Source organism: Hoeflea sp., from assembly GCF_039975035.1.
Taxonomy (GTDB): domain Bacteria; phylum Pseudomonadota; class Alphaproteobacteria; order Rhizobiales; family Rhizobiaceae; genus Hoeflea.
Genome location: NZ_JBDWHW010000121.1, coordinates 1 through 10,261, shown reverse-complemented (window position 1 = coordinate 10,261; position 10,261 = coordinate 1). Strand labels below are relative to the sequence as shown.

10 protein-coding genes are annotated in these 10,261 nt (G+C 60.0%); 6 read left to right on the top strand and 4 right to left on the bottom strand.

Annotated elements, in window-relative coordinates; all coding sequences use genetic code 11:
- Positions 1 to 136: 136 nt before the first annotated feature.
- Entirely contained in the window at positions 137 to 1,234 is a 1,098-nt protein-coding gene (locus tag ABJN75_RS10395; RefSeq protein ID WP_348439407.1) for an acyltransferase, read from the bottom strand.
- A 167-nt stretch (positions 1,235 to 1,401) separates the two neighbouring features.
- On the opposite strand from ABJN75_RS10395, the gene speB reads away from it, so the two are divergent.
- Together speB and argC are read left to right on the top strand one after the other, a co-directional pair.
- Positions 1,402 to 2,352 (top strand): agmatinase, encoded by a 951-nt coding sequence (speB, locus tag ABJN75_RS10390; protein ID WP_348439405.1) that lies wholly within the window; start codon positions 1,402 to 1,404, stop codon positions 2,350 to 2,352.
- A gap of 86 nt (positions 2,353 to 2,438) precedes the next feature.
- Positions 2,439 to 3,374, top strand: a complete 936-nt coding sequence (gene argC / locus ABJN75_RS10385) for an N-acetyl-gamma-glutamyl-phosphate reductase (RefSeq protein ID WP_348439403.1) — start codon at positions 2,439 to 2,441, stop codon at positions 3,372 to 3,374.
- A gap of 59 nt (positions 3,375 to 3,433) precedes the next feature.
- Here the strand turns inward: argC and ABJN75_RS10380 are convergent, their stop codons facing one another.
- Both ABJN75_RS10380 and ABJN75_RS10375 read right to left on the bottom strand, forming a co-directional pair.
- Positions 3,434 to 3,721 carry a YrhK family protein gene (locus ABJN75_RS10380; protein ID WP_348439401.1) on the bottom strand — a complete coding sequence of 96 codons (288 nt, stop codon included), beginning with the start codon at positions 3,719 to 3,721 and terminating at the stop codon, positions 3,434 to 3,436.
- A gap of 47 nt (positions 3,722 to 3,768) precedes the next feature.
- On the bottom strand, positions 3,769 to 4,920 hold the full coding sequence (locus ABJN75_RS10375) for a COX15/CtaA family protein (RefSeq protein WP_348439399.1): 1,152 nt from the start codon (positions 4,918 to 4,920) through the stop codon (positions 3,769 to 3,771).
- A 180-nt stretch (positions 4,921 to 5,100) separates the two neighbouring features.
- Between ABJN75_RS10375 and ABJN75_RS10370 the strand changes: the two genes are divergently transcribed.
- Together ABJN75_RS10370 and ABJN75_RS10365 are read left to right on the top strand one after the other, a co-directional pair.
- Positions 5,101 to 5,319: a DUF2842 domain-containing protein gene (locus ABJN75_RS10370; protein ID WP_348439398.1), complete on the top strand. Its 219-nt coding sequence runs from the start codon at positions 5,101 to 5,103 to the stop codon at positions 5,317 to 5,319.
- A 159-nt stretch (positions 5,320 to 5,478) separates the two neighbouring features.
- Entirely contained in the window at positions 5,479 to 6,711 is a 1,233-nt protein-coding gene (locus ABJN75_RS10365) for a GNAT family N-acetyltransferase (RefSeq protein WP_348439396.1), read from the top strand.
- Between the two features lie 123 nt (positions 6,712 to 6,834).
- Here ABJN75_RS10365 and ABJN75_RS10360 read toward each other — a convergent pair whose 3' ends face one another.
- Positions 6,835 to 8,955: a Wzz/FepE/Etk N-terminal domain-containing protein gene (locus ABJN75_RS10360; protein WP_348439394.1), complete on the bottom strand. Its 2,121-nt coding sequence runs from the start codon at positions 8,953 to 8,955 to the stop codon at positions 6,835 to 6,837.
- Positions 8,956 to 9,178: 223 nt separating this feature from the next.
- Between ABJN75_RS10360 and ABJN75_RS10355 the strand changes: the two genes are divergently transcribed.
- Together ABJN75_RS10355 and ABJN75_RS10350 are read left to right on the top strand one after the other, a co-directional pair.
- Positions 9,179 to 9,754 carry a polysaccharide biosynthesis/export family protein gene (locus tag ABJN75_RS10355; RefSeq protein WP_348439392.1) on the top strand — a complete coding sequence of 192 codons (576 nt, stop codon included), beginning with the start codon at positions 9,179 to 9,181 and terminating at the stop codon, positions 9,752 to 9,754.
- A gap of 4 nt (positions 9,755 to 9,758) precedes the next feature.
- On the top strand, positions 9,759 to 10,261 hold a 503-nt coding region (locus ABJN75_RS10350), incomplete at its 3' end, for a glycosyltransferase (protein ID WP_348439390.1).

Sequence of the window (10,261 nt, the reverse complement as noted above, 5' to 3'; positions counted from 1 at the left end):
CAGTTCTCCAAGCGTTAATTCGCCTGGACGACATCGGAGAGAATTCTGGACGGGGCTTCGGCCCCGTCTTTTTTTGTGGCTGCCGCGCAGAGGAAATGGCGCGCGGTACGCATCCACTCAATCAAAATCGACGGGTTTATTCCGCGGGATTCGTTCTGGCGGCCACAGGCATGGTGGCGGAGGGAGTGCGGCCATGCAGTTTGCGCAGCGTCCAGCGGGACAGCGGACGCTCGACAAATGTGTAATAGCCACCCGCAACAGAAAATGCGGTGGCCGTCATGATCAGGTAATGCACAGGCCAGGGCAATTGATCCAGGGGAGCTGTCGGGATGGCGTATTTGACATAGAATGTGACGACAAAGACATGCGTGAGGTAAACCGCATAGGACCAGTCGCCCATTCGCGCCAGAAAGCCATTCCTGAAAGTCGTCACACCCAACGCGCCATACAGTACCGCAGCTGCAGGCACGCCCCAGTAATAGGGTCTCCAGTCCACCATCGGCCTTTCCCATTGCAAGACCAGCAGCAAAACCCCGGCGGCAAGGACCGCCAGTGGCGCAAAGCCCAGGCGCAACCTTCCGGTCTGGCGCCAGGATTGAAAAACCAGAATGCCGAACACGAATTCCAGCAGTATCGGGTTGGTGTAAAAGGCCAGGCTGGGATTGGCGGAGTCGGTTGCAATCCCCAGCAGGACCAAACCGATTATGACCGCTGAAGCGATCAGCAATCGCCGATCCGAGAACAATCCGGCGGTTATGGCGACGATGGCGTAGAAGAATATCTCGTAGTTCAAGGTCCAGCCGACCACCAGCATCGGCACGGTCGATCCCTCGCCCGTGTCAGCGGCAAGGAAGAGCAAGGAAGTAAAAAGATGCGTGATATCCGCGGTCGTCGAGCGGAAGAGGCTGGGGGCCAGTGCCGCCAATATGAACACGAACAGCGTGATCACCCAATAGGCCGGCGCCACGCGCGCAATGCGTTTGATCCAGAACTCCCTGCCAGAAAAGGCGCCCGGACGGTCGACGATCATCGCCATGATGAACCCGGAAATGACAAAAAACAGATCCACACCGGCGGCGCCGACATGATCGATCCGTCTGGGGTCGAGAGCCCAGGTTTCCTGGGAGAGGACCGACACATGGAACAGCATGACCACGAGCGCAGCCACCGCGCGCAGGTACTGCACAGGGTAGAGCGTCTCGGATCGGGGCATTAGCACGGTCTTGTCGTTCACGATCGTATCCAGTTGATGTCTGTTTCCAATACCATCTGCCGCACAAGCCGCGGCGTTAATCCGGATTTAACCTTAATGGTGGAACGGCAAGACCAGCGCAGCTTTATCATGACGGTCGAATGGGGTAGACAATCCCTCAAATCCTATCCGCGTCCGGGAACCAGACCATGGCCAACCAATCCATCGACCACGCCTTCACCACAACCTCGCTGACAGACCGTGCGACGGACCCCACCTATGCCGGCGCGTTGTCGTTCATGCGGCGCAAATACACCAAATCGCTCGAAGGCGCGGATGCGGTGGTCTGGGGTATTCCGTTCGACGCCGCTGTGTCCAACCGTCCCGGCGCACGCTTTGGCCCGCAGGCGATCCGGCGCGCCTCGGCGATCATGGACAACGACCCGCAATATCCGTTTGAGCGCGATCTGTTCGAGAGCATGGCTGTGATCGATTATGGCGACTGTCTGCTTGATTACGGCAATCACCAGGAAACCCCTGCCACGATCGAACGCGAAGCCACGAAAATACTGGCGTCGGGTGCGTTCCTGATGAGCATGGGAGGCGATCATTATGTCACCTGGCCGCTGCTCAAGGCACATGCGGCAAAACACGGACCGCTGGCGCTGGTGCAGTTCGATGCGCATCAGGACACCTGGTTCGATGACGGACAGCGGATCGACCACGGCTCGTTTGTCGGTCGGGCGGTCCGTGACGGCGTGATCGATCCGACCCGGTCAATTCAGGCGGGGATCAGGACCCATGCGCCCGAGGATTGCGGTATCCGCATCCTCTATGGCAATGAGGTCGAGGACATGACGGCATCCCGGATTGCCCAAACCATCCTCGATCACGTCGGCGACGCCGCCTGCTACATCACCTTCGATATCGACTGCCTCGATCCGGCGTTTGCGCCCGGGACCGGCACTCCCGTCGCCGGCGGTCCCTCAAGCGCCAAGATGCTGTCTGTGCTGCAGAAGCTCGGGGGGCTTGATATGAAAGGGGCCGATATTGTAGAAGTCGCCCCAGCCTATGATCACGCGGACATCACCGCGATTGCCGGAGCCGCTGTCGCCATGCATTATTTCGGACTTCTCGCAGAACGCCACTCGCGACGATAATCGCGCGAGCCTCATTGCCAACTTCGGAGATTGAGTCCGAAGTCCTGCCCAAGCCCTTGATATACATGCATGAACGGAGATGCCCGATGGCTCCCAAGATTTTCATTGACGGTGAACATGGCACAACAGGCCTGCAGATCGTTTCGCGGCTGCAAGACCGGAGCGATATCGAGCTGATGTCGATGCCTGCCGAGAAGCGGCGGGACGAGGATGTGCGGACGACGTTTCTGCGCGAAGCCGATATCGCCATTTTGTGCCTGCCTGACGATGCGGCACGCGAAGCCGTCGCGCTGGCTGCTGATGCCGGAACCCGCTTCATCGACGCCTCCACCGCACACCGGACCCATCCCGACTGGACCTTCGGCTTTGCCGAACTCTCGGACGGTCAGGCGAGGCGGATTGCCTCGGCGCAGTTCGTGTCGAATCCGGGCTGCTATTCAACCGGGGCCATCGCGCTGATCGCGCCTCTGGTGGCGGCCGGCCTGCTGCCTGTCGATTATCCGGCGACGATCAACGCCGTGTCGGGCTACACCGGCGGCGGCAAACAGATGATCGCACAGATGGAGGATGCGTCGCGCGACGACGCGATCACCGCGGCCTATTTCGCCTATGCGCTGACACTGGCGCACAAACATGTGCCCGAAATCGTCAGCCACACCGGGATAACGCGGCGGCCGGTTTTCACCCCCGCCGTCGGCCGGTTCGCGCAAGGCATGCTGGTCAATGTTCCGCTGCATCTCGATCTGATGAACGGCACTGCGTCGATGGCAGATATCCACGCCGCGATTGATGCGCATTATGCCGGCGGTTCCATCGTCGAGGTGGTTTCGCTGGCAGACACAGCCGCGCCCCGGCTTGATCCTGAGGAATTGACCGGGACAGACCGCATGAAGCTCTACGTCTGTGGTACTGAAGGAGCAGGCCAGCTCAATCTGGTCGCATCGCTCGACAATCTCGGCAAGGGCGCGTCCGGTGCCGCGGTCCAGAATCTCGATCTGATGATTGGCGGCCAGCACTCCTGATACTCAGGCGCTGGCGCATATCCTGACGAGGGCAGAGCGGGAAAGGCCGGCAGCGTCGATCAATCGCGCTGGTCGAACTTTTTGGCCAGATCCTCGTAGTCATCGTCCTCGACATACCGGATTTCGCGGATAATGCGAAGCGTCGGCTTGAGGGCGAAACAGATCGATCCGACCAGAAAGCACCAGGTTCCCGCAGTCTGCCAAGCCTCCGAGAAAAACATGATCGACCCGATCACGAAAAGCACCGCAGCCGAAACATCAACGGTGGTGTAGGCCAGTTCAAACATGGCATAGGCACGCCTGTCGGCAATGTACCGGCGGCGAGTGGAGGGCTTGAATAGAGGCATTGTTGTCCCTTTTGCGATCAGGCCGATTTAGGAAAGCAACCCGCCTCCTAATGCCTGATCCGGACGTTTGCCTCAAGCGGATAGGCGCCGTAAAAGCCGCGCCAATGGGCGACAGCGAAGCCGAGCACGACCACAGCCCAGCCCTGATGGGCCAGGGCCCAGCCGAAAGGCACCTGGGTGACAATGACCGTAATCCCGATCAGCGCCTGAACCGTAACCATCGCAAACAGCACAATGGCGCGGCGGTAATGGGTGCTGCCGGCGCCGCGCTTGATCGCGGCCAGCATGTGCCAAAGCGTCAGCACGAAGAGCAGGTAACCGCCGAGGCGATGAACAAATTGCACGGTAAGTTCGTTCTCAAAGAAATTGCGCCAGGCCGGCGTGATCTCCAAGAGGCCCGGGGGAACCAGTTCGCCATTCATCAACGGCCAGGTGCTCGACGCCAGACCGGCGTCCAGTCCGGCGACAAGGCCACCCAGATAGATTTGCACCAGCATGAGACCTGCAAGAACCCCTGCCCCGCGTCGAAGTCCTGCACTTGGAACCGGATCGCCGGAATGCGGCGCAAGCCCGCGCATGACCCAGACAATCGCGGCGAAAATCATGCAGGCAAGCGTGAGATGCGTGGCGAGCCGGTACTGGCTGACATCGACGCGGTCGACCAGGCCGGAAGCCACCATCCACCAGCCCACGGCACCCTGCAGCCCGCCCAGAACCAGAAGTCCGAACAGGGGCCAGCGCAGGCGTTTTTCGACGCGACCGGTTACCAGGAAAAACAGGAATGGCACACCAAACAGGATGCCGACGCTGCGGGCCAGGAACCTGTGCACCCACTCCCACCAGTAGATTGTCTTGAACTCGTCCAGGCTCATGCCCTTGTTGATCAACTGGTATTCCGGGATCTGGCGGTAGAGTTCCAGTTCTTCCTGCCAGTCCGCCTCGCTCATCGGTGGTATGACGCCGTGGATCGGCTTCCATTCCGTGATCGACAGGCCGGAATCGGTCAGACGCGTGGCGCCGCCGACTAGGACAAGAGCGAGGATGGCGAAGAGCACGATCGCAAGCCAGATTCGCTGTGCCGTCCGGTTGCGTCGAACATGTTCAACAGCCGCGATGACATCCTCCCTCTCCGAGGACAGGGTGCCGTTGACTTCGGCAGGCTGAACAGTGGTGAGGGTGGGGGCGGAATTGACGGTCATCGGCGAATTTTTCCTTTCGACATCGACGGACATGTGCACCACACCTGTTTGCAAGGCAAGAGCGATGGCTTTGCGGCATGGGGTCGCGGTGGTGGGGTCGCGGCGGTGAGACCCGTCAACCCTTGCGTTCAGCGGCAAAGCCGCTATTCAGGTGGCGAACATGAAAGAGAAAACCTGACCATGCCTGTGCGCCTCAGAAAGTTCATCGGAACCCTCCTCATCATCGTCCTGGTGGTGCTTTACGCGCTTGTGGCGACGACGGTGGCATCCTACCGGCTGGCCGAGTCCGCCTGGTATGTGCACCTGGTCTATTTTCTGTTCACCGGGGTGCTTTGGATTGTGCCGGCCATGTTCATCATCAGGTGGATGGAAGGCCCGGCAAGGAAAAAGCAATCCTGAAATCCGCTGGCGGCAACCGTTGCCGGTCAGGCATGTGTTCACACAGCATTAACCTAGGCCTCGGCTTTTTGCGCGCGGGGCGGTGTCTCTTACCGAATTCTTGAGAGACAGGCGTCATGCTTTACGCCACAAGCATGAAATTCCACGAGCTTTGACGCCATGGCGAATACACACGATATCACAGCAACCGCACCCCGGATCGCGATTGAAAAGCGTGCGAGTCCGCTGCCCAACAGGTTGACGGCGCATATGACGCCGGACCCGAGCAGTGTCAGGGCGCTGTGGCAACGGCTTGAATCCGAACCGGCGATGACATTTCATCAGAGCCTGGCCTGGGTCCAGGCCTGGTCGAAGGGAACGCACACAGCGCTTTGCATCGTCACCCTCGAGCAGGATGGGGTCCCGTTCGCGCTGCTGCCGCTCGAAATCGGCCACATGGGCGGCCTGAAGATCGCCCGGTTCGCCGGAACCGGATTTTCCAACGAGAATACAGGACTGATAGACCTCGGCCGGCTCGATGACGTTGCACCGGTCGCGCCGGAAGACCTAACAACCGCGATGAGGCAAGCGGGTCTCGACGCAGACATCGTACTTTTCGACAAGATGACGCCGGAGGCCGCCGCGCGCGCACCCTTTTCCGGGCTGTCGCGCGTGTATCACCAGAACCCGAGCTTCCAGTTGCCGTTGTCCACTGATTTCAGTGCGGTGCTCGCACAGATCAATGGCAAGCGTCGCCGCAAGAAGTTCCGGGTTTCGGAGCGCCGCCTTGAAGCCATCGGCGGATACCGGCACATCACCGGCAATGATGCGACACAGGCGCAGCGCCTGCTCGACGCGTTTCTGGCGCAGAAACCGGTCCGTCTTGCCTCCCAGGGATTGCCGAATGTGTTTGCCGACCCGGGGATTCAGGCTTTTCTGGCGGAACTCGCCGCAACGCCAACTGGTGAAGGTCGTCCGGCGCTCGAGCTTCACGGCATCGAGCTGACCGGCGGCGATCATGCAGGGCAGATCATCGCGGTTGCCGGGCTGACCATCAAGGACCGCCATGTCACCTGTCAGTTCGGCTCGATCAATGAAGAGATTGCCGCCGACGCAAGTGCGGGTGAACTGCTGTTTTACCGGATGATCGAGTGTGCGTCGGCCGCAGGCCACAGCGTCTTCGATTTCGGCGTCGGAGACCAGCTCTACAAACGGTCCTGGTGCCCGCAGCGAACCGAACTGCTGGATTGCTATGCGCCGCTCAACCTCAAGGGACGCCTCGCCGCGCCGCTGATCGCCGGCGTGATCCGCCTGAAGCGGACAATCAAGACCTCACCGACGCTGCACAGAGCCGCCGCCTGGCTACGCGGGATCCTGGTGCGCAGATCCGTGGCGTCGCCTGAAGGCGACTGACCGGGATGGCTGCAAGCTGAAACAGACGGGTCGGGCTCAGGTCAGAACACTTGAGCGCGACACCTGTTCGCGGTGACGGTTATGCGTTTCCGCCCCAGCCTGCAAGGGTGAGCGCGACATGCATCAGGCCGCGGAGCTGTGATGTCCCATGGGGTCGTTCGGTTCGCCGGGCGTCATCAGCAGCACATCTTCAAAGCCATGCGCGTTGAATTCCGCCAGGTATGCCGCCAACTCGGCTTCTCCCGAACGCAGGAGCGAAAGCACGATCTCGCCTCCGTCCGAGCGGGCAATGCGCGCAACGGATGCGGCGTCAGCTGCGCCGCACTCGACAATCACCAGATCATAAGCCTCCGTCAGCGCGTCGATCACCATCGGCAAACGATCAACAGCGCGCATGGCGCGGCGTGCGTTGGCGTTTCCATGCGGGATGATATGGGCAGACGACAACCGGTCGGGATGAATGGAATCGGCAATGGCAATGTCACCGCACATCAGGTCGGTCAGACCCGGCAACCGGACCGATTCCGCCATCAATTCGGTCGGACACCCCGAACCGGTGAGATCGATCAACAGGGTTCGATACCCTTCGCCGGCGACGGTACGTGCCAGCATGACCGATGCCGCCGAACCTTCATCGCCTTCCGGAGAGATGCAGACCGCCACCGGCGTCGCGTCGGTGACAAGTTGATCGGCGACCGCTTCAACGGAAAAATCGTCCGCGTCATTGGCAATTGTCGGCGTGGCGGCAATTGCCGGCATGACCGGGGTCGCCGGGCCGGGTTCAAGACCCGGCGCGGGCGCGACATTTTCCTTTTGCCCAGCGGACGGCTCGCGGATCATCCCTGATGACGGACGCAAAGCCCGCCCCGAGAACAATTCCGCCAGCATCACGCCGACCGACGACAACAGGAATGTTGCCAGCGCCGCAACAATGATGATGGGCCCGGTTTTCGGATAATAGGCTTCGGACGCAGGCACCGCTCGCGAAATCACCCGCGCATCCGCCGGCAGCGCCTTGGGCTCCGAACGCGATGCAGCTTCACGGTACCGACCGAGATAGGTCTCCAGAAGATCCCGTTGCGCTGCCGCTTCGCGTTCAAGCGAGCGCAGTTCGACGGCTTCCTCGCCTTCACGTCCGGACCCGGCCTTCAGCGCGTTGAGCTGGGCGGTCAGTTCTTCCTCGCGGATACGCGCCACCCGGGCATTGCTTTCCAGGCTTGAAAGGACTTTGCGGATTTCACCCACGATCTGGTTTTCAACATCGTTCAATTGGGCCCGCAGACCCTTCATGCGCGGGTGCGCCTCAAGCAGGGTCGTCGACAGATCGGCGATCTGGGCGCGGATATTACCTTCGCTTTCACGCAAACGCTGGACCACAGGCGAGCTCAAGACATCGGAAACCGCGTCGACCGCCTGCCCATTCTTCAAGGCGTTGCGCACAGATTGCGCACGGGCTTCGGAATCGGCGCGTTCACCGCGCACGCGGCTCAGTTCGGTCGAAATGTCGGACAATTGCTTGGCCGAGATCGTATCCTGCTGGTTAACCAGCAGAAGCCCCGTTTGAGACCGGTATTCCGCGACCTTGGCTTCCGATTCACGGACCTTTTCGCGCAACCTGGCAATTTCCGGTTCCAACCAGGCGCTGGCATCGGTGTTGTTTTCCAGTTTCGCCCCCGACTGAAAGGCGAGGTAAGCATCGACAAGCGCGTTGGGCACCTCGGCGGCAAGGCTTGCGTCCTCGGACGAGAATTGGATGCCGATGACCCGCGATCCGGGAACGGCGTAAATGTCGAGCTTTTTATTGAACGCCTTGAGCACACGCTCTTCAGCGGGCACATCGAGCGGATTCTTCTTAAGTCCGAGCAACACCAGCAAATCAGCAATCGCGGAAGATTTCGCCGCCGAATCGAACTCTTTGTGCGATGACAGGTTGAGTTCGCGGGCCACCTGCTTGAGCAGATCGGTTGAGCGGAGAATTTCCACCTGACTGGTCACTGCGCGCTCATCTAGCGCCGTGGCGGCGGATTGCGAGTTCTGGTCGCTCGTATAAACCGGCTCGCGGGTTTCGATCAAAAGCCGGGTTTCCGACTTGTAGAGCGGATTGATCATCCCGGTGACAACAAAGGCCAGACCCGCGGCGGCCGCAGTCAAGCCCGCGACAAGCGCTTTCTTTTCCCAGACGGCCTTTACCAGGCGACCAAGATCAATATCCACATCCGGTTGTGGCATCGGTGAGACAGACATGCGCGGGTTACTCCATACTTACACTCGCGAGGAAGGGTAAACGAACATGGTAACGCAAGGGTTAAGGCAAAGGTGACGGTTCCTTTACCTTTGGATCGCCCTGCCCGGCTGGCCACTTTTCCGGACATTGACATAATTTGTTCTCGGAGTTTTACCGCCCGTTAACCCTAATGGATCGATAACGGGTCTCGAAATTGCACGTCTCGCGTGGAGCAGGAAAAGTATGAAACCCGCCAAGTCCAAAGCGACACTCCTCCTGGCGGCCGCCATGGCTTCTGTCATGCTGGCGGGTTGTTCCGGATACAAACCGGCACCCAAGGCATTTCATGAAGCCGTGATGCAGCCCTACAGGGTCGATGCGGGTGACAGACTGCGCATCAATGTCTTCGAGCAATCCGGATTGAGTGGAACCTATTCTGTAGACCAGGCAGGTTACATCGCGTTCCCGCTTATCGGCGCAGTGCCTGCGCGCGGGCACACCTTGCAGGAACTCGAAGGCAGCATTGCCGCAAGTCTCAGGCAAGGCTTTTTGCGCGATCCCGACGTGTCCATTGAAATCGACCGGTACCGCTCCTTCTTCATTATGGGTGAAGTGGGGCAGGCCGGGCAATATTCCTATGTCGCCGGCATGACCGTGCAAAAGGCCATCGCCATTGCCGGTGGATATTCGCCGAGAGCTCATCACCGCGACGTCGACATCACCCGCACGATCAACGGCAAGATTCTGACAGGCCGGGTTCCGATCACGGACCCGATCCTTGCCGGTGACACGATCTATGTACGCGAGCGGCTGTTCTGATCTCATGGCTGAACCAAAACCCTTGCGGATCCTGCATTGTTTCCGGTCGCCGGTTGGCGGGATTTTCCGCCATGTCCGGGATCTGGTGGAAGAACACGCCAAGGCGGGCCACCAGGTCGGAATTCTGTGCGATTCCACCACCGGCGGCGCCTATGAGGACGCACTTTTCGACAGCATCATGCCACATCTGGCGCTCGGGCTCACACGGTTGCCGATGCGCCGGTCTCTCGGTCTGTCCGACATTCGGACCGCAGTCAAAACCTTTCGTGAAATCAAGAATTTGCAGCCGCATGTGTTGCACGGACACGGCGCCAAGGGTGGCGCATTCGTGCGACTTGTCGGTTCACAGTTACGGGTATCCCGGTATTGCGTTGCCCGTTTATATTCACCCCATGGCGGAAGCCTGCACTACGACGAGAAAACCCTTCGCGGTCAGGCCTATTTCGCGATCGAGCGTTTTCTCGAGCGTTGGACGGACAGTCTGGTGTTCGTCTCCGATTACGAGCG

Excerpts from the sequence above, each read along its gene's own strand:
- speB (WP_348439405.1), top strand. The coding sequence starts at position 1,402 with ATGGCCAACCAATCCATCGACCACGCCTTCACCACAACCTCGCTGACA.
- argC (WP_348439403.1), top strand. The coding sequence starts at position 2,439 with ATGGCTCCCAAGATTTTCATTGACGGTGAACATGGCACAACAGGCCTG.
- ABJN75_RS10355 (WP_348439392.1), top strand. The coding sequence starts at position 9,179 with ATGAAACCCGCCAAGTCCAAAGCGACACTCCTCCTGGCGGCCGCCATG.
- ABJN75_RS10365 (WP_348439396.1), top strand. The coding sequence starts at position 5,479 with ATGGCGAATACACACGATATCACAGCAACCGCACCCCGGATCGCGATT.
- ABJN75_RS10380 (WP_348439401.1), bottom strand. The coding sequence starts at position 3,721 with ATGCCTCTATTCAAGCCCTCCACTCGCCGCCGGTACATTGCCGACAGG.
- ABJN75_RS10370 (WP_348439398.1), top strand. The coding sequence starts at position 5,101 with ATGCCTGTGCGCCTCAGAAAGTTCATCGGAACCCTCCTCATCATCGTC.
- ABJN75_RS10360 (WP_348439394.1), bottom strand. The coding sequence starts at position 8,955 with ATGTCTGTCTCACCGATGCCACAACCGGATGTGGATATTGATCTTGGT.
- ABJN75_RS10375 (WP_348439399.1), bottom strand. The coding sequence starts at position 4,920 with ATGACCGTCAATTCCGCCCCCACCCTCACCACTGTTCAGCCTGCCGAA.